General features: G+C 66.4%; 16 protein-coding genes and 1 tRNA gene. 13 read left to right on the forward strand and 4 right to left on the reverse strand.

Annotated features, from left to right (window positions below; all coding sequences use genetic code 11):
* The first annotated feature begins 1 nt into the window (after window position 1).
* The 4 genes from ACQR1I_RS21505 (at window position 2) to ACQR1I_RS21520 (ending at window position 4,009) form a co-directional block, all read left to right on the forward strand.
* A complete protein-coding gene (locus ACQR1I_RS21505) occupies window positions 2-1,924 on the forward strand; it encodes a heme biosynthesis protein HemY (RefSeq protein WP_434866537.1) in 1,923 nt (640 codons plus the stop codon).
* A gap of 165 nt (window positions 1,925-2,089) precedes the next feature.
* A tRNA-Thr gene (locus ACQR1I_RS21510) sits at window positions 2,090-2,165 on the forward strand.
* 417 nt (window positions 2,166-2,582) lie between these two features.
* Window positions 2,583-2,741 (forward strand): hypothetical protein, encoded by a 159-nt coding sequence (locus ACQR1I_RS21515; RefSeq protein ID WP_434866538.1) that lies wholly within the window; start codon window positions 2,583-2,585, stop codon window positions 2,739-2,741.
* A 1,028-nt stretch (window positions 2,742-3,769) separates the two neighbouring features.
* Window positions 3,770-4,009, forward strand: coding sequence for a DUF7336 domain-containing protein (locus ACQR1I_RS21520; protein ID WP_434866539.1), 240 nt, complete (start codon window positions 3,770-3,772; stop codon window positions 4,007-4,009).
* A 507-nt stretch (window positions 4,010-4,516) separates the two neighbouring features.
* On the opposite strand, the gene ACQR1I_RS21525 is transcribed toward ACQR1I_RS21520, so the two are convergent.
* A complete protein-coding gene (locus tag ACQR1I_RS21525) occupies window positions 4,517-4,876 on the reverse strand; it encodes a hypothetical protein (RefSeq protein ID WP_434866540.1) in 360 nt (119 codons plus the stop codon).
* A 588-nt stretch (window positions 4,877-5,464) separates the two neighbouring features.
* Here ACQR1I_RS21525 and ACQR1I_RS21530 point away from each other — a divergent pair.
* On the forward strand, window positions 5,465-6,874 hold the full coding sequence (locus ACQR1I_RS21530; protein WP_434866541.1) for a GSCFA domain-containing protein: 1,410 nt from the start codon (window positions 5,465-5,467) through the stop codon (window positions 6,872-6,874).
* Between the two features lie 76 nt (window positions 6,875-6,950).
* Here the strand turns inward: ACQR1I_RS21530 and ACQR1I_RS21535 are convergent, their stop codons facing one another.
* The gene (locus tag ACQR1I_RS21535) at window positions 6,951-7,526 is read right to left on the reverse strand and encodes a hypothetical protein (RefSeq protein ID WP_434866542.1); all 576 of its coding nucleotides are present in this window, start codon (window positions 7,524-7,526) and stop codon (window positions 6,951-6,953) included.
* Window positions 7,527-7,973: 447 nt separating this feature from the next.
* On the opposite strand from ACQR1I_RS21535, the gene ACQR1I_RS21540 reads away from it, so the two are divergent.
* Complete coding sequence (locus ACQR1I_RS21540; RefSeq protein WP_434866543.1) at window positions 7,974-8,402, forward strand: hypothetical protein; 429 nt, start codon at window positions 7,974-7,976, stop codon at window positions 8,400-8,402.
* An 85-nt stretch (window positions 8,403-8,487) separates the two neighbouring features.
* Here ACQR1I_RS21540 and ACQR1I_RS21545 read toward each other — a convergent pair whose 3' ends face one another.
* The gene (locus ACQR1I_RS21545) at window positions 8,488-9,522 is read right to left on the reverse strand and encodes a polysaccharide deacetylase family protein (protein ID WP_434866544.1); all 1,035 of its coding nucleotides are present in this window, start codon (window positions 9,520-9,522) and stop codon (window positions 8,488-8,490) included.
* A gap of 327 nt (window positions 9,523-9,849) precedes the next feature.
* On the opposite strand from ACQR1I_RS21545, the gene ACQR1I_RS21550 reads away from it, so the two are divergent.
* The gene (locus ACQR1I_RS21550) at window positions 9,850-10,137 is read left to right on the forward strand and encodes a hypothetical protein (protein ID WP_434866545.1); all 288 of its coding nucleotides are present in this window, start codon (window positions 9,850-9,852) and stop codon (window positions 10,135-10,137) included.
* A 118-nt stretch (window positions 10,138-10,255) separates the two neighbouring features.
* On the forward strand, window positions 10,256-10,471 hold the full coding sequence (locus tag ACQR1I_RS21555; RefSeq protein ID WP_434866546.1) for a cysteine rich repeat-containing protein: 216 nt from the start codon (window positions 10,256-10,258) through the stop codon (window positions 10,469-10,471).
* Window positions 10,472-10,512: 41 nt separating this feature from the next.
* Here ACQR1I_RS21555 and ACQR1I_RS21560 read toward each other — a convergent pair whose 3' ends face one another.
* Window positions 10,513-12,195, reverse strand: a complete 1,683-nt coding sequence (locus ACQR1I_RS21560) for an MFS transporter (RefSeq protein WP_434866547.1) — start codon at window positions 12,193-12,195, stop codon at window positions 10,513-10,515.
* Window positions 12,196-12,380: 185 nt separating this feature from the next.
* Between ACQR1I_RS21560 and ACQR1I_RS21565 the strand changes: the two genes are divergently transcribed.
* The 5 genes from ACQR1I_RS21565 (at window position 12,381) to ACQR1I_RS21585 (ending at window position 17,788) form a co-directional block, all read left to right on the forward strand.
* Window positions 12,381-13,748 carry a hydrolase gene (locus ACQR1I_RS21565; RefSeq protein WP_434866548.1) on the forward strand — a complete coding sequence of 456 codons (1,368 nt, stop codon included), beginning with the start codon at window positions 12,381-12,383 and terminating at the stop codon, window positions 13,746-13,748.
* 165 nt (window positions 13,749-13,913) lie between these two features.
* Window positions 13,914-15,311 (forward strand): cytochrome P450, encoded by a 1,398-nt coding sequence (locus tag ACQR1I_RS21570; RefSeq protein ID WP_434866549.1) that lies wholly within the window; start codon window positions 13,914-13,916, stop codon window positions 15,309-15,311.
* A 144-nt stretch (window positions 15,312-15,455) separates the two neighbouring features.
* Window positions 15,456-15,923, forward strand: a complete 468-nt coding sequence (locus ACQR1I_RS21575) for a TerB family tellurite resistance protein (RefSeq protein WP_434866550.1) — start codon at window positions 15,456-15,458, stop codon at window positions 15,921-15,923.
* A 189-nt stretch (window positions 15,924-16,112) separates the two neighbouring features.
* Window positions 16,113-16,892 (forward strand): SDR family NAD(P)-dependent oxidoreductase, encoded by a 780-nt coding sequence (locus tag ACQR1I_RS21580; protein WP_434866551.1) that lies wholly within the window; start codon window positions 16,113-16,115, stop codon window positions 16,890-16,892.
* An 89-nt stretch (window positions 16,893-16,981) separates the two neighbouring features.
* Entirely contained in the window at window positions 16,982-17,788 is an 807-nt protein-coding gene (locus ACQR1I_RS21585) for a glutamine amidotransferase (protein ID WP_434866656.1), read from the forward strand.
* The last annotated feature ends 88 nt before the right edge of the window (window positions 17,789-17,876 follow it).

Below are 17,876 nucleotides of genomic sequence, written 5' to 3' on the forward strand. Positions count from 1 at the left end.
CATGTTCCGGATCGTCATCTTCCTCATCCTGGTCGGGCTCGCCGCCGCGGGTGCCGCCTGGGTCGCCGAGCAGACCGGCGACGTCGTCTTGAACTGGGGCCCCTGGCGGGTCGCGATGACCCTGCCGGTGTTCGTGCTGGCGCTCGGCCTCACCATCGCCGCCTGCGTCGCGGTGTGGAACCTGGCCAGCGCCCTGTTGCGCGCACCTGGCCGCATCAACCGCCACCGCCGCGAGCGCCGCCATCAGCGCGGCCGCCACGCCATCACCCACGGCCTGCTGGCGATCGGCCACGGCGATTCCACCGCGGCACGCCAACATGCCGACATGGCCAAGCGACTCGCCGGCGACGATCCGCTGACCCTGCTGCTGCATGCTCAGGCAGCCCAGCTCGAGGGCGACCGCGACGGCGCGCGGCGCGCGTTCCGCGCCATGGCCGAGCGTCACGACACCCGCCTGCTCGGCCTGCGCGGCCTGTTCATCGAGGCGCAGCGCGCCGACGACGCGATGGCCGCCGTGGTCATCGCCGACGAGGCGCTGAAGCTCGCGCCCAATGCCGCCTGGGCCTCGCATGCCGTGCTCGGCTTCCGCTGCGCCCAGGCCGACTGGAACGGCGCCCTGGCAATCCTCGACGGCAACTACACCGCAGGGATGATCGACAAGCCGACCTATCGCCGCCAGCGCGGCGTGCTCCTGACCGCGCGCGCGATCGCGCTGGAGACCGAGAACCGCGATTTGGCGCGCTCCAGCGCGATGGAGGCGGTGAAGCTGGCGCCGACCCTGGTGCCAGCGGCCGTGCTCGCCGCCAAGTTCGAGAGCGAGGCGCACCAGGTGCGGCGCGCGATGAAGATCATCGAGGCGGCCTGGGCCGCGTGCCCGCATCCCGACCTCGCCGACGCCTATGCCCATGTGCGGCTCGGCGATTCGGCCCGGCAGCGGCTGTCGCGGGTGGAGAACCTCGCCGCCCGGACGCCCGGCCATGTCGAAGGCGCGCTGGCAGTGGCCCGCGCCGCGATCGACGCCGCCGAGTTCGGCCGCGCCCGCGCGGCGCTGGCGCCGTTCACCGACGACCCGACCCAGCGCGTCGCGATGCTGATGGCCGAGCTGGAGCGCACCGAGCTCGGCGATGCCGGCCGTGCCCGTGAATGGACCCTGCGCGCGGTGCGCGCCCGCCACGACCCGGCGTGGACGGCGGACGGCTATGTCAGCGACCGCTGGCGGCCGATCTCGCCGGTCACCGGCCGGCTCGACGCGTTCCAGTGGCAGACCCCGGTGGCGAGCCTGCCGTCGGAGCGCAACAGCGTGATCGAGAGCTCGGAATTCGCCGAGGCCGTGCTGGCCCCGCCGAGCCGGCCCGCGATCCCTGACGGCCTGGTCGAGCCGCCGCGCGGCGCCGCAGCGGCGCCGATCGTGATCACGCCCACCCTGCAGGACAACGAGCCGCCGCGCCCCGCCGAGACGGCGCCGCCGGCACAAACTGTCGAGATTCCCACCGAGAACGCCGTGGACAACCCTGTCGACAAGGCGGTGGATATCCCTGTTGAGAAGGCTGAGGACAGTGCTGTGGTCGAGGTGACGCCGGCACCGGCGCCAGCCACGGCGGAGGCCGCCCCGCCGCTGCAGGCCGCCGCGCCCGAAGCCCAGGCCGAGGCTGAAGCCGATATCGCCGAGGAGGCCGAGACGCCGGCGGAGCCCGCCAAGCCGGTGGAAACCGCCGCCGCGGCGCCGACGCCGCTGTTCCGCAACCGCTCCGACTTGGCCAGGCCGGGCGAGACCCAGATCCAGGCCATCGTCCCGATCATGCGCCCGCCGGACGATCCCGGCGTCGAGGACGAGGACCATCCGCGCGACGAGTTCGCCGAGCAGATCGCCCCCAAGGCCCAGGCCGGCGGCTGGCGCGGCTTCTGGTCCCGTTTCGGCGGCTGACGCCGCCCCGCGGGATACCGGGCCCTCCGCCCGGCTCCCCCGCCGGAAATCGCCGCGGAGCGAGCGTTCCCGCTCCGTCTTGTTCTTGCCAACGGGCCGTCCGCCCGATATCAGGAGCGCATTCGCGTCGGCCGGCGCCTCGCCGGCCAGCCGCTGCTTTGGTTCGCCGCAATAGCTCAGCTGGTAGAGCACGTCATTCGTAATGACGGGGTCGGGGGTTCGAGTCCCTCTTGCGGCACCACGCTTCGCCGCTTTGCGGCTACGCGTGGCGCGGCCGAGCCCGGCTCCCTGACCCGCAAAGCGGCGAAGCGTGCCCGGCGTAGCCAATTGGCGAAGCCGGGCGTTTGAGCCCCCCAAGTCTCGCTTGAGCCGCGCTCCCTGATCTCCGATCAACGCTGTCAAACAGCCTGCCGCTCTTCGCAGCCTTGCTCATGGCCATGCAGCCGCGATCTCGCGGGCTAAATAGCCCCAAGTTCTGCTGCAGTTGGCGTCCTCATCAATTGAGAGGGCGCAGGGAAGGCCGAGTGCCGACTGGCACCCATGGCCCCCGTGCGAAGGAAATGCACGGGGCAGGAACCACAGGCTCAGCCGGAAACAACCCGGCCTTCCCTGCGCAATGGTTTGAACGGCTGCTCCGTGCTCTCCCAGGGGACCGGGCTTGCTTGCCCCCGTCATCGACATCGTCGCCGACCAAGACACCAGCGTCGGGATGTCGGGACCACACGGCTTGACCGTCCGCGGCACGACGTTCGTCCGCACCTCGATCGAGATGCTGCGTCGCCCCGCGGCCACCGCTCCCCGCCGCAACGTCCCGTGACGATCGCGATACGCCCCTCTCAGTGCGGGCGGGATGGCGAGATAAGATCACTGATTTGGGGAGGCTGTCAACAAAATTTCTGGTATTCGGAATTTGCGGCGCGGGCGAGGTTGCCGCGGCCACCGTCAACTGTCCCGTGTTGGCCGTCATCAAACAGGGTTGCGTCAACCCCGCTCCGGAGCAGGACGACGAGAAAGTGCAGCGTCACCGTCGTGCTTCACTCGACCCACGGATGGAGCCTCTGCAAAGGCGCTGTACTCGGCGGCAATTTCGACTCAAGCACGCCTATCGCGGCTTTGTACCAGGATCGAATCGCGCCCCACCCTTCCGGGGCTTTGCCCCACCACTGCAACCTTACACCGGCCATGAAGCTGTCTGCCTCGATTCCGTATCTGGCACCGTCGAGCCCAAAACCGCCGACCCTGATGAATGGGGGAATGCTGATGGCTCTCAGGTCGCGCAACAGTGATAGTGCGACTGCTTCAGCCAGGCTGGCCTCCGAGGCAAACGTATCGTGCCTAATTCCCCCTAGCTCAGATTGTCGTAGATAGACAACACGGCGCACAAACCACTCGCCCTGGTCAGCGACTATCGTCCAAGAGCTTTCGGGGTCGAAGCTTGGTTCGCGCCATATTCGCACTTCCTGCGTAGCTCGGGGGCGGCGAACGAGACCCGAAACCTTAAGGGGTCTTTCGAGCTCCCGTCTGGCGTCGTCTTCCGTCTGCACGCGAAACCTCCCAACAGAATCGACCACCCGCCAATACAGCAAGGAGACACAAATGTCTGCCTCCGGTCCGGGTGCCCTGCTCGACCTGGATGATCATGCGCCGGCTGTCGGTATCAGCGATCTGGGGCAAGACCTCGTCGTTGGCCCTCGGCCACGCGTGGCTCGGGTGTGGGGTGTCGGGTGTCGGGTGTCGGGTGTCGGGTGTCGGGTGTCCAATTACGTGACAGTGTATGAAATATCCAAGCGTTTTAAGCACTGTCACCAAACTCCCGATGACCGGCCTTAAACGAGGAACAGCCAGATGCGCACGGTTTTTCTGCTTTGGCATAGTCGACCGCTCGAAGACGGCGACGATGAGAACTATACCGACGACAAACTCATCGGGGTCTATAGCAGCGCCACCGCAGCAGATGCAGCAAGAGAGCGTAAGCTTCAATTCGAGGGCTTTCGCGAGTATCCGGACTGTTTCATCGTCGACGAATATGAAGTCGACAAGGACCGATGGGACGAAGGATTCATCAACGTGAAGACTGTAGGGTGAGCGTCGCGCAATGTCGGTCTCTGTAATCCACAACGAACCTCGGGACCCTTGTCATCCGCGGATCCTTTGGGGTACCGTCCATACGCAGTCACAGGCTCGGCAATTTTGCTGCCTCAGTGGCGCTCCAAATGAATGCTGAGATCAGCTTCGATTGCGACTACCCGGAAGATTGCGACCACATCGAGGGCTGCTATCGTCTTCCTGGCGAGGAGTGGCGAGTCTTCTATTTCACCCGCCGTTGGCAGGGACAGCCGGAAGTTCATCCAGACGCGGTCTGGAGGAGCGGGATCAGAGGCGTCCAAGTGAACCACCCCGAGGATGCTGCGCTCAACAACTCCGTCGTGATACAAGTGCTATCGAGTGCACTTGGCGTCACGCACTGGACTGAGGTTCGCGGTCCCGACTCTATCCGGCTCAAATAGCTTGGCGTTGGCCAACGCTCTACGGAAGCCCACAGAAACAGCGCGCCGCTAGGTACGCGCCATAGCCATGAACGAACGCGAGACTCTACGTGCCCTCCACGACCGCATCTGCGCTGCGTGGATTGATTTGCTGCGACAGAACCGCGGCGCAGAGGGACGCCCGGACGACTACTATGCCCTGATCGTCGAGAACGTTCGAGGTCATGGTGAGCAGTTTGACCTGTGCCTCACGTTTCGCGCCGGCAGGACGTATTGCTGCTGCGAGGACATCTGCCATACTGGTCTCTTCACCGAAAGGCGGTGGCAACAGCTGCGCGCGGCACTCGCCGCTCATGGCGTCGAATCCCAAAAGCCGCTCGTCCTGCGGATTCACACTCGGCTCGAAGCAGGCGCACGACTGCGCTACGGTTGGGCCGATGACCCCGAGCCCGAGATGCGCGATCAAGGCCCATGGACCCTGACGGTCCGAGAACCGCCCCGGGTCCCTCCAGCTCATCACGAATGATGCTCGAATTGACATACGACTGGTAGTCCCACTCGTGGCCGTTGAAAGATATCTTCACGACGTCCGGGATCGTTCGCCCAAGGCGGCGAAAGCTGTCGGCCTTTTCGTCGGACGTCGAGACAATCGCGCACAACCGCACGAGCCCACTCGCGACCCTGCGCGGCGCGGCAGGTCCCGCTTCCCGCACTATTTCCCCGTAGATTCCCGCCCGTAATCGCCCGGTCCTGCTAGTTAAGAACTGGTTAACCTCGTCGCGACCATCGTGTCCCGCGAGCTGCATGCGCGTACACGCGCAGGCGGCAGGCGGCGATGGGGGCGTGCATCCGTTCCTGTTCGAATCGCCGGGAATGGTGGGCTGCGCTCGGGCGTACGTCGCCGGCCAAGCCGGAGGCGATCAGGATCCAGTTGTCATGGTCGAGATGTGTCACGCGCGGGCCGCAGCATCCGCGTGAACGACGCGTCGCGCGCCCTGCAACGAGCGGCGCGCAGCTCATGAACCGAAACGAGCGACAAAGGCGAGCCCTCGACATGAGCACCACGACCGCCCTCGACAGCCACACCCAGTTCCAGTCCATCGTCGGCCAGATCAGGACGCTCGCCTACAAATATATCGAGGACAAGGACTACGTCAGCGCCCAGCTCGCCTTCCAGAAGCTGCTCGAGCTCGACCCCAAGGACATCAATGCCCGCTTCATCTATGCGCAGCTGATCGACGATGGCTCGCACAAGAAGCGCGCCGAGGCGCGCGACATGATGCTGGCGATCCTCGACGAGAACCCGCAAATCTTCGAGCAGGCCACCGAAGGCAATCTGCACCTGATCCGCAGCGCCGCCGTGCGCTGCAGCCATGTCGGCCCGTTCACGCGCTCGATGGAGCTGTTCCGCAAGCTCGCGGTCGCCTCCAACGACGCCGCCGACTATTTCTCGCTCAGCGAGATCCTGACCCAGAACAATGAGTTCGAGGAGGCGGTGGCGGCGCTCGAAAAGGCGATCAAGCTCAACCCCGGCTATGACAACCCGATCAACCGCGAGACGCTGGATCTGGCGCGCTCGAACGCCAAGAAGGGCAAGGTCAAGGAGGCCAAGGGAGCGCGCGCCAAGGTCGGCCGCTATCCGGAGACCAAGGACTTCCTCGGCGACCTGCAGACGCTGATCACCAGCCACATCGCGGTCAACCTCGCCAGCGCGCCAAAATTCCTCGACAAGAGCACGCGCTTCTTCACCATGGGCTCGTGCTTCGCGCGCAACCTCTCCAAGAGCCTCAATGACAGCGGCTACAACAGCCACCACATGGAGATCTCGGAGTACATCAACACGACCTTCGCCAACCGCGTGTTCGTCGACTGGCTGCGCGGCGCCAAGATCGATCCGGAGATCCGCGAGCGCATCGTCGAGCTGCTGCCGCCGGGATCGAGCCAGGAGAACACGCTCGCCGTCATCAAGCAGGCCGACGTGTTCATCCTGACGCTCGGCGTCGCCGCCGCGTTTTTCGACCGCGAGACCGGCGCCTTCGTACTGCCGCGGCCGACCGCGCTGAACTCGCGGGCTCTGGCCGAGAAGTACAAGTTCCGCACCGCCAGCGTGCAGGAGAACGTCGACAATGTGCGCTATCTGATCGACTTCATCAGGAGCGTTCGCCCCGGCATCAAGGTGATCGTCACCGTCTCGCCGGTGCCGCTCTTGACCTCGTTCGAATATGAATCGGTGGTGCAGGCCGACTGCCTGTCGAAGAGCACGATGCGGCTGGTCGCCCACGAGATCGTCAACAATTCTGATCTCGAGGAAATCTGGTACTGGCCGTCGTTCGAGGTGTTCCGCTGGGGCGGTTCGAACGCCTCGAGCTTCTTCGCCGCCGATGATGGCGCGGCCTGGCACGTCTCGGAGGACAAGGTCTCGGCGACCGTCCGCGCCTTCGTGCAGACGTTCTCGCCCGCCTGAGCGGAAGACTCTGCTAAGCGGAAGACTTGGCTAAGCGCAAGATTTGGCTAAGCGGAAGATTTGCGCAACGGCTGCCTCAGGGCAGCCGCTTGCGCCACAGGCGGATGACCATGATGCCGGCCTGGGCGTAGCCCGGCGGCGAACTCTCGGGCCCGAACGGCATCTTCGAATACATCGAGCTGGAGATCAGGAACCCGCCGACATACGGATCGGGCAATCCCGACAGCGCCAGGAAGCAGCGGTGGGTGAGGAGGCCCTCCTCGGGCTGATTGCCGCGCACCAGCCGGCAGTCGCCGATGCCGGTGAAGGGGATGCCGTTGAACTGGCCTTCCGTGTAGGTGCCGAGCACGGTCGGATCCATCGCCTGGCCGATGCACACCCGCATCTCGCCCATGCTCTTGTCGTTGCTGCCGGTCATGCGGCCGTCCTTCGGCTGCACGTTGACGGCATGGACGGAGAGCTGATCCTCCAGCGCCGGCGCGAAGCCGGTCTTGGTCGGGGCGCAGAAATCCGACGGCACCACGCGGCCATGCCGGATGCTGCGCGCGATATAGATTTCCTCGACGTCGTTCTCGCCGGTCTGCGCCCGCCCCTGTCCATGGCCGGCCAGCAGCAGGACTGCTCCCGTCAGCGCAATGATCACCCGGCGCATGCGCCCATCCTTCCCGCGACTCGATCGTTTTCCCTATCGGATTCGGCGAACTTTCTGAACAACACCAACGAACAGTACGTATGCATACAGTCATACCCCGATCTGGGTGGTTCCAGTTTTATGGAACAACGCCGCCGTGACGGTAATGTGGTAGCAAACTCGGATGAGCGGAACTAGGCGCGTGCTCAGCGCGCGTGAGCGGGCATCGATGATGTCCGGATGGCCGAAGGGCTCCGTCCCGAGCTGCCGTCGTCCTGAACGGAAGTCGCAGCGGCCTCAAAAAAGGTTCTGCAAAAATCACGATTATTGCGTGCTGATCGCTGATCATCAATTCAGGCTTGCAGGAGCCGCTTGCAGGCCGCTTGCAGCACCTGACGTGACCCGGATCACATCCGCGCGGCGATGCGCCGCCTAACGTCCCCGCAGCCAACAAGGGGAGCTATCAAAATGAACAAGATCATCCTGATCGGAGCTTGGGTGCTGGCGTCGGCCGCCGTCGCGCAGGCCGGCGAAACCCGCAGCCTGTCGCTGTCGTCGAGCGACACCGCCACGGCCGCGGCGCCGCGGCCGGCCTACGTCCAGACTGCCGGCGAGATCACCGTTACGCCGGCGCCCGCAGCGCCGGCCGTGGCACAGGCCCAGCCGGCGCCGCAGCCGGCCGCGGTCGCTCCCGCACCAGCAGCGCCTTCGGCCGCCACGGCGACGACGGCCGCGCCGCCCGCCAGCGCCGCGGCCGCGCCGCCACCCGAGCCGACCGGCTCGGCGCAGACCTCATCGCGGCGTTCGAAATCGGCGCGAAGCGCCAAACGACGCGACAAGAGCTGGACCGAAGCCCGCATCGTTCGCGAGCTGCACCGCCACGGCATCTATTGGTGAACGGCGCGGCCATCGAGCACGAGCGTCCAACGAAAAAGGCCGGGCAAGCGCCCGGCCTTCGCGCATCGCATCGGCGCGGCGAGGATCACTGCGAGATGGTCTGGATCACGCTGGAGATCGGCCGCGCATTTGTCATCGTGGTCGGCAGCTTCGGGTCCTGGCCGATCATCGCGTCGTACTCCGGCAGCGTGTCGAGCGTGCCCTTCGGCTTCATCGCGACGACCTTGTAGCCGCCGGCCTTGAGCCGCCGCAGCAGGGTCGGCAGCGCCAGCGCGGTGTTCTTCTGGAAGTCGTGCATCAGGATGATGCCCTTGCCCTTCTTGTCGAGCCCGGTCATGACCGTGTTGACGACCTGGTCGGCATCCTTGGAGCGGAAGTCGAAGCTGTCGACATCGCAGGAGAACATCGCGATGTTGCGCTCGCCGAGATAGGCCACCGCCGACGGCCGGTGCTGCAGCTGCGGGAAGCGGAAGAACGGCGCGGGATTGGTGCCGAGCGCGAACTTGACCGCGCTGAAGCCCTTCTCCAACTCCTCCTTCGCCGTCTGATCGGTCATCTTCTTGCCGTTCAGGTTGACGTGCGACCAGGTGTGCACGCCGACGACATGACCGGCGGCCAGCACCTGGCGCAGGATCTCCGGATGATAGGTCGCGTGCTTGCCGATGGTGAAGAAGATGCCGGTGGTGCATTCGTCGGCCAGCGCCTTCAGCACGGCCGGCGTGTTGACCGGCCACGGGCCGTCATCGAAGGTCAGCACCACCTCGCGGTCGGCGAGGAAGTCGAACTGCTTGAAATGATCGAGGCCGAAGCCCGGGCCGCCCTTGGTGTCGACGACGACGGTGCGGGAGATGCCGAGCGCGTCCGGATTGGCGCAGGTGGATTTGGGCAGCACGGGCGCGGCGGCCGGCTTCGCGGGCACGGTGCCGGTGATCTCGACGTCGTCCTTGGCCGTGGATCTGGCTGCCACTCTGGCGGGCGCCGGCACCGGCTCGGAGGGCTTCACCGCTGCGCTCTGCGCTGCGGCCTTGGCGGCGCTCGGCTTCGAAATCCAATACCAGACGCCGGTGATCGCCAGCGCCGCAACGACGGTGGCCAGCAGCAAGCCTAACGCATTACGCATGGTTACTCTTCCCGAAAACGCGAGACACAAGACGCCGAACGCAACACTGTCCGGCCCTTCGATTAGCTTCCATTAGTGCCAATGAATCCTTAACGCGGTGCCAACACGGCCAGGATCGGCCAAGATTTCCAGCAAGATGCGCCGGCCAAACCGGCACTTCACCGGAGCGACACGTCGCCGCGGCCGAAACGTCTGCGCGGCGGACAGGCCGGGGTTGAACGGTGGGATCTGGCGTGACCCGCATCACTGTTGCTAGAGAGCGACCGGGCCATGATGGACGCATTGAACACGGGGCTCGCAATCACGCCGAGCCAATGGGAGCCAGCCATGACGAAGTCCACCAATCTGCTGCGCAACGCCGTTCTGACGGTCGTCAGCGCCGCCGCCCTCTCCACCTTCGCCTCGACCGCCAGCTTCGCCTTCAGTGCCGAGGCGCAGCAGATGTGCACCGGCGACGCCTTCCGTCTCTGCAGCAGCGAGATCCCGAACATCCCGGCGATCACCGCCTGCATGATCAAGAACCGCTCCTCGCTGAGCTCGGGCTGCCGCATCGTGCTCGACAAGGAAGTTGCAAAGCGCGGCGGCAAGGTCGCCGAGGCCGGCGACGCCAACTGACCGTCCGCTCGCAACGCCCCGTGCTGCGCGCCCCGGCTGCGACCGAGGCGCTTGCGAGGCCCGGTTGCGATCACTAAAAGCGCCGCCAAACCTTCAATGCTGGAGCGAGGCGTCGGTCATGAGCAGATTTCTGGTGGTCATTCCCGTGGTCTTGATGGCCACGGCCGCATCGGCCCAGCAGCAGCCCGGCCAGGACGCCTGCGCCCGCGACGTGTCGCGGTATTGCCGGGCCGTGATGAACAATGGCGATCAGGCCGTGCTGGCCTGCCTCAAGGAGCACCGCGCCAAGCTGTCCAAGGCTTGCGACAAGGTGCTGACCGACCACGGGCAGTAGGTTGCCCGTTCCAACGAATATTTAACGAAGAGCCGCGACGGCTACGGCCCGCTGCGCGCGGCCGACGCGACGGCCGGCGCCTGCTCGGCGGTGCGGTCGACGTCGCCCTTGGCGCGGACCGAGCCGAACGGCCGCTCCAGCATGCGGCGGATGCGGACCGGGTCGACCCCGATGTGGAAGTCGATGGCGCGCTGGTGCAGCTCGCGCTCCGTCCGCGTCGAGCGGTTGCGCTGGCGCAGATAGTCGATCCAGGTCGGGCAGTGATAGCGCTCGGTCCAGAGCTCGGGATCGGCGATGTCGCGCGCGATCGACCAGCCATAGGCGCCGTTGCGCTGCCGGCTGAGCTGCACCTCCTGCATCAGATCGTGAAAGGCGCGCGCATTGTCCTCGGCGACGCGATATTCGATCTCGACCACCAGCGGGCCCGAGCGCGGCGTCAGCTCGAGCTGGACCTGCGGATCGGCCAGGGTTTCGGCATCCTCGTTGCGCGCGCCGATCGGCGGCATCCGCAGCCAGAGACCGAGCAAGGGCGACGCCACCATCAGCGCGCCCGAGACCAGCAGGGCGACTTCGACGCCGGCGGCGTCGGTCAGGCGGCCCCAGCCCCAGCTGCCGATCGCGATGCCGCCGGAGATCGCGGCCTGAAAGGCGGCCAGCGCGCGGCCGGCGACCCAGCGCGGTGCCGACAGCTGCACGCCGATGTTGAACAGCGCCACCGCCAGCATCCACACCGCGCCGGCGACGACCAGCGCGGCTGCCGTCAGCACCGGCTCGGTGCTCAGCGCCACGGCGGCCGTCGCAGCACCGAGCGTCAATGCGCAGCTGCGGATCGCCGCCTCGCCGGACAGCCGCTTCCGGATCTCGCCGATGTTGAGCGCGCCGACCACGGCGCCCATCCCGAATGCGCCGAGCATGATGCCGTAGGTCTGCGCGCCGCCATGCAGCAGGTCGCGCGCGACCAGCGGCATCAGCGCCGAGATCGAGCCGCCGATCAGGCCGGTCACGAGGGTGCGGATCAATACGATGCGGATCGACGGCGAATTCAGAATGTAGCGGACGCCGGACACCATGGCGCGGTTGAGCGGCTCACGCGGCAGCCGGCTCGGCTCGACCACGCGCCGCCACAGGAACAGCGCGGCCAGCAGCGGCAGGTACAGCAGTGCATTGGCGGCAAAGGCTGCGACCGCCCCGGCCGCCGCGACGATGACACCGCCAATGGCCGGGCCGAAGCTGCGGGCGATGTTGTAGCTGATGCCGTTGAGCGCGACCGCGGCGGGCAGCGTCTCCGGCGGAACCTGCTCGCTGACCGAGGACTGCCACGCCGGGCCCATCAGCGCCATGCCGCTGCCGACCACGAAGCACAACGCGAGCAGGCGCTCGGGTGTCACGAGACCGTGCCATGCCAGCACCGTCAGCGTCACGGCCCCTGCAAGCGAAAGGCTTAGCGCGGCCAGCGCGACGATGCGCCGGTCGTACATGTCGGCAATGGCGCCGGCCGGCATCGAGATCAACATGATCGGCAGCATCAAGGCGGTCTGCACCAGCGCCACCTTGTCGGCCGACGCGGTCATCTGCGTCATCGACCAGGCGGCGCCGACGGCCTGGATCAAAAGGCCGAGATTGGACAGCAGGCTCGCCAGCCAGATGCGCCGGAACACGACGTGCCGCAGCGGCGCAGCGATGCTCTCGGCGGCGAACAGCTCACGTTTCTGCGGCGCATTCATGCAGGTCGATCCACCCCAATGGCGCTGAATTCCGCGCGCCGGCTTCGTCGCATTGAACTATCGCTTGATTCCGGCCGGACGTATGTGATGCCTGCGAATGTCCGGCGCTGTCCAGTGCTCCCATGCCCGGATCCTGGACTGCGGCCTACGAACACAAAATGAATGAGACCAAGGGGAGATCGCCGATGAATTTGACGCGCCGCACCATCCTGAAGAGCGTCAGCACCTTGCCGCTACTGGCCAGTGGTCTGTCCTTACCTGCTCGCGCGCAAACCACGAGCGCGGCGGCTGGCGACATTCCGCCGATACTCCTCGTGCACGGCAATGGCGATCACGCGGCGCTCTGGATGACCACGCTGTGGCGGCTGGAATCCAACGGCATCCCGCGCACGCGTCTGGCGGCACAGAACTTCACCGATCCGCTGGCCCGCAACGACGACACCGTGGCGCAGCCGAACCGCTCGTCGACCGACGACCAGCGCAGGGAACTCGCCGACGCCATCAAGGCGCTGAAGCAGCAGACCGGCGCGGCGCGCGTGGCGCTGGTCGGCAGCTCGCGCGGCGGCAACGCGATTCGCAACGTCGTGAAGAATGGCGGCAGCGCGGACGTCAGCCACGCCGTGCTGTGCGGCACGCCCAATCACGGCGTGTTCGATTGGGACGACGGCCTGGGCAACGAGTTCAACGGACGCGGCCCGTTCCTGCGCGGCCTCAACAGCGGGGACAGTGAGGTGACGGACGGCACCGCGTTCCTCACGCTGCGCAGCGATGGCTTCGACAAATATGCGCAGCCCGACGGCCGCCTGGTCGGCAAGCCCGGCGTGCCGACCGGCATCACCGCCGAGGGACCGGCGCTGAAGGGCGCGACCAACCTCGTGATCGGCACGCTCGATCATCGCGAGGTCGCGTTCCATCCGCGCGCGTTCCGCGAGATCTACAAGTTCATTGCCGGCCGCGAGCCGGCCTTCATCGCGATCCAGCCGGAACGCGAGGTGCGAATCAGCGGCCTGGTCACGGGAACGCCGGGCGGCGCGCCGACCAATCGTCCGGTGGCAGGCGCCACCGTCGAGGTCTATCGCGTCTCCGGCGAGACGGGTGCGCGCAATGGCGAGCCGGTCTATCGCGGCGAGACCGGCGCCGACGGCCGCTGGGGTCCTGCGCAGATCGACCCGAGCTCCTATATCGAGATCGTGCTGACATCGCCGGGCGCGCCCATCACGCATTTTTACCGTTCGCCGTTCCCGCGCTCGTCGGATGTCGTGCATCTGCGCGCGGCGCGACCGCTGGGCCAGGCCGACGCCGGTGCGGGCACCATCCTCATCATGTCCCGTCCCCGTGGTTATTTCGGGCTGCCGCGCGACATCGTGCTCCTCGACGGCAAGGAACCTGCCGACGTACAGAAGGGAGTACCTACCGACGCGGCAACGACATTGCGGCTGCCGGCGGGCGAAGTCGGACGCAGCGTCACCGGACTGTTCAACGACGAACGCATCACCGCCCGTCTTTGGCCCGCATCAGAAAGTAGGATTGCGATGATCGAGCTGACTAATTAGTTGCTGGAGTAAGATGGTACGTCAAAGCTCATGGAGGGCCCGAAATCGGGTCCTCCCCGTCACGATGGCAGCACGCGGCTTGGATAGCTTTGCCCTTGACGCGAGCCGTGCCGCGCACGGCTGCGACAGCCGGCGTATCGGCGCAAGGTCGTTGCGAGGGATTCCATGAGCACCGCCGAGATTCACTATCTGCCGCAGGCACGGGTTCCGCTTTCGCGGGGACCGTTGATCCCGCCGATGCCGCCGCGCGCGCCCGACAGCATGGGCACGCTGCGCCGCGTGCTGATGATGGGGCAGAACGCGATCGCCACCTGGAGCCAGCGCGCCTATGAGGATGAGATCATCCGCGGCCGCTTCCTCGGCAGCTCCAGCTATATCCTCAACACGCCCGAGACGATCAAGCATGTGCTGGTCGACAATTGGGAGAACTACGCCCGCACCGTCGGCGCCATCCGCGTGCTTCGGCCAGTGCTGGGCGACGGCCTGCTGATCGCCGAGGGCAGAGCGTGGAAGCACCAGCGCCGCACCCTGGCGCCGGCCTTCACGCCGCGCGCGGTCTCCGGGCTCATCCCGCACATGGTCGCGGTCACCGACGAGACCGTCGACCGGATGCGGCAGCAGTGCGGGCAGCCGATCGATCTGCGCGAGATCATGCAGCGGATGACGCTCGACATCGCCGGCCGCACGATGTTCTCGTTCGAGATGGGCCGCCACGGCACGACCTTGCGCGACTTCGTCTATGAGTATGGCGAACGGCTGGCGGCGCCGCATCTGCTCGACATCGTGCTGCCGCTGTCCTGGCCGACGCCGCGCGATTTTGCCCGCCGCCGCTTTCGCAAGCGCTGGACCGATTTCATCGGCACGCTGATGGCCGAGCGCCGCGCGGCCGGCAAGCTCGAGGACGCGCCGCCGCGCGACCTGTTCGACCTGATGGGGGCGGCGCGCGATCCCGAGACCGGCGCCGCCTTCACCGATGCGCAGCTTGCCGACGAGGTCGCGACCATGATCCTCGCCGGTCACGAGACGACGGCCACCGCGCTGTTCTGGGCGCTGTATCTGATCGCGCTCGATCCGGCCAATCAGGACAAGCTCGCGCAGGAGGCGCGCGCCGCGACCGATCTCAGCAATCCGGACCAGTTGCCGTTCACCCGCGCAGTGATGGACGAGACGCTGCGGTTGTATCCGCCGGCCTTCCTGATCGCGCGTGCCGCCAGCGGCCCAGATCGCATCGCCGACTTCCAGATCAAGCGCGGTGACGTCGTGCTGATCTCGCCCTGGCTGCTGCACCGGCACGAGAAGCTCTGGGACGCGCCCAATGCCTTCAAGCCGGAGCGCTTCATGCCCGGCGCGCCTCCACCCGAGCGGTTCGCCTATCTGCCGTTCGGCGCTGGCGCGCGCGTCTGCATCGGCGCGCATTTCGCGCTGGTCGAGGCGGTGCTGGCGCTGGCGCGGCTGGTCGGCGCCTTCCAGATCGAGGTCGTCGACCGGGCACCGGTGATGCCGGTGGGCGTGGTGACCACCCAGCCTGACCGATCGCCGCTGTTCGGGATCACGCCGCGTTGAACGGCGCCTTTGCGGCTGGGGACTCTGACTGAAATGTCATGCGATCGGCCAGCCCCAGCGCATTGCCGGGGCCGCCTTGCATTCGCATATTCATGAGGCAGGCCGATCAACGCCTGGGAAAGACATCAGCGCGCGAAGGACGCCATGCTCGAAGGACTGCGCCAATTCATCGCCGACGTCGTTTCGCCGCACGAGACGCCGGCCTTCGACGACAATGGCTATCAGCTCGCGGCGACCGCGCTGCTCATCCATGTGATCTCGCTGGACGGCGAGCCGAACGAGGCCGAGCGGCGCAAGCTGCACAGCCTGATCGAGCTGCGCTTCGGCCTCGACCGCGGCAGCACTGACCGGCTGATCGCGCAAGCCATGCTGGCGGAGGGCGAGGCCGTCGATCTGTACCGGTTTACCAGCGTCATCATGCGCGAGGTCGACGAGCCCGGACGGCTGCGAATCGTCGAGATGATGTGGGAGCTGGTCTACGCCGACGACACAGTCACCGAGTTCGAGGACAATGTGGTCTGGCGCGCGTCCGAGCTTTTGGGCATCTCGACCCGCGACCGGGTCGATCTGAAGCATCGGGTGGCATCGCGGCGGTCCGCACCTCCCGCCTAAGCTGCGGAACCCAGATGAACAAACTTTAATTTTACCGTCTGCGATCCCGTTCCGGTAAACCTATGTGAATATGGGATGATTCATCCGCGCCGTCGCGGGGTCAGAGTTCCGGCCGCTTGCATGCATCGACCTGCTTATGCTCTCGTCCGCGCCAGCAGATTAGTCGAAATTGATTGAAGAGCAGGGATCGTGGGCGAACGTGTTACGCTCATAACGGGAGCGTCAGCGGGAATCGGAGCCGAACTGGCTCGAATCTTTGCGGCGAATGGACACCGTTTGGCGCTTACCGCGCGGCGCGAGGACCGGCTCGCGGCACTGGCGCAGGAGGTCGTCGCCAAAGGCGGCCCGGCGCCGATCGTGATTCCGTGCGACCTGACCTCCCGCGACGCCGGCGCGACCATCGAGGCTGGGTTGTCTGCCGCGGGCGTCGAGCTCGAATACCTCGTCAACAACGCCGGCTTCGGCCTGTTCGGCAAGGCCGTGCAGCTTGATCGCGCCGAGCAGCTCGACATGATCGCAGTCAACGTGCGCGCGCTGACCGAGCTGTCGCTGCGCTTTGCCGACCAGTTGATCCGCAACAAGGGCGGCATCCTCAATCTCGGCTCGGTCGCCGGCTTCCTGCCGGGGCCGGGAATGGCGGTGTATTACGCCTCCAAGGCCTACGTCATCTCGTTCACCGAAGCCCTGCGCAAGGAGCTGGCGCCGCATGGCGTGCGCGTCACGGTGCTCTGCCCCGGCCCGGTGCCGTCGGAATTCCAGGACCGTGCCGGCTTCAAGCCGGGCGTGGATTCCGTGATCCTCAATGTCTCCCCGGCATCGGTTGCCGAAGCGGGCTACCGAGGCCTGATGGCCAACAAGCGCGCCGTGCTGCCCGGCCTCGGCATCAAGGTCGTGCCGTTTCTGCTGCGCTGGTTTCCGCGCGGCTTCATCCTCGAGGCCGTGGGCAGGCTGCAGCTGAAGCGAAGTTGATCGACGCTGGCCCGGCGCTTGCTTTCAAAGGTGGGGTATGGTGCTCGCTCACGCCCCGTTAATCTTTGCTTAGCTATGATAGCCAGGTGATGCTCAGGCAAAACCCTTCGTTGCAGCCGAATGAGACCACCACGGCGGACATTCGGCACATTCCCTCGAAGCTGGATCCGGCGCCGCCGCGGCGGCCGGTCCTCATCATCCTGCACCAGGAAACATCGAGCCCCGGCCGGGTCGGCAATGCGCTGCGCGCCCGCGGCCATCCGCTCGACATCCGCCGGCCGCGGTTCGGCGATCCGCTGCCGGAAACGCTCGATGCGCATGCAGGTGCCGTCATTTTCGGCGGCCCGATGAGCGCCAACGATCCGGACGACTTCGTCCGGCGCGAGATCGACTGGCTTGCAGTGCCCTTGCGCGAACAGCGCCCGTTTCTCGGGATCTGCCTCGGAGCGCAGATGCTGGCGATCCAGCTCGGCGCCAAGGTGGCTCCGCATCCGGAGGGACGTGCCGAGATCGGCTACTATCCGATCAGGCCTACGCGCGCGGGACACAAGCTGTGCCCGCATTGGCCGGATCACGTCTATCATTGGCATCGCGAGGGCTTCGACCTGCCGGTCGGCGCCGACCTGCTCGCTGAAGGCAGCGACTTCCCGGTGCAGGCCTATCAGTACGAGAATGCCACCGGGCTGCAGTTCCACCCCGACGTGACCTACGCGATGATGTGCCGCTGGACCACGCGTGGCCATGCCAGGCTGGATACGCCCGGAGCGCGGCCGCGCCATCACCATTTCGAAGGCCGCGCGCTGCACGACCGCGCCGAGCGGATGTGGCTGGCGCATTTCCTGGAGGGCTGGCTAGCGCGCGAACCGATGGGCGCATTGGCGGAAGCCGCGGAATAGCCGCATCGTCTGATCAACGATGGCTTGTCAGGGTTCTGAAAGCCCGGCTCCGCCAAGCGGCTACGCCGGGCACCACGCTTCGCCCTTC

Source organism: Bradyrhizobium sp. HKCCYLS2038 (assembly GCF_051167655.1).
Taxonomy (GTDB): Bacteria; Pseudomonadota; Alphaproteobacteria; order Rhizobiales; family Xanthobacteraceae; genus Bradyrhizobium.

Bases quoted from the DNA above. Each gene is read 5' to 3' on its own strand.
- ACQR1I_RS21505 (WP_434866537.1), top strand. From the start codon at position 2: ATGTTCCGGATCGTCATCTTCCTCATCCTGGTCGGGCTCGCCGCCGCG.
- ACQR1I_RS21520 (WP_434866539.1), top strand. From the start codon at position 3,770: ATGCGCACGGTTTTTCTGCTTTGGCATAGTCGACCGCTCGAAGACGGC.
- ACQR1I_RS21530 (WP_434866541.1), top strand. From the start codon at position 5,465: ATGAGCACCACGACCGCCCTCGACAGCCACACCCAGTTCCAGTCCATC.
- ACQR1I_RS21535 (WP_434866542.1), bottom strand. From the start codon at position 7,526: ATGCGCCGGGTGATCATTGCGCTGACGGGAGCAGTCCTGCTGCTGGCC.
- ACQR1I_RS21540 (WP_434866543.1), top strand. From the start codon at position 7,974: ATGAACAAGATCATCCTGATCGGAGCTTGGGTGCTGGCGTCGGCCGCC.
- ACQR1I_RS21545 (WP_434866544.1), bottom strand. From the start codon at position 9,522: ATGCGTAATGCGTTAGGCTTGCTGCTGGCCACCGTCGTTGCGGCGCTG.
- ACQR1I_RS21550 (WP_434866545.1), top strand. From the start codon at position 9,850: ATGACGAAGTCCACCAATCTGCTGCGCAACGCCGTTCTGACGGTCGTC.
- ACQR1I_RS21555 (WP_434866546.1), top strand. From the start codon at position 10,256: ATGAGCAGATTTCTGGTGGTCATTCCCGTGGTCTTGATGGCCACGGCC.
- ACQR1I_RS21560 (WP_434866547.1), bottom strand. From the start codon at position 12,195: ATGAATGCGCCGCAGAAACGTGAGCTGTTCGCCGCCGAGAGCATCGCT.
- ACQR1I_RS21565 (WP_434866548.1), top strand. From the start codon at position 12,381: ATGAATTTGACGCGCCGCACCATCCTGAAGAGCGTCAGCACCTTGCCG.
- ACQR1I_RS21570 (WP_434866549.1), top strand. From the start codon at position 13,914: ATGAGCACCGCCGAGATTCACTATCTGCCGCAGGCACGGGTTCCGCTT.
- ACQR1I_RS21575 (WP_434866550.1), top strand. From the start codon at position 15,456: ATGCTCGAAGGACTGCGCCAATTCATCGCCGACGTCGTTTCGCCGCAC.
- ACQR1I_RS21585 (WP_434866656.1), top strand. From the start codon at position 16,982: ATGCTCAGGCAAAACCCTTCGTTGCAGCCGAATGAGACCACCACGGCG.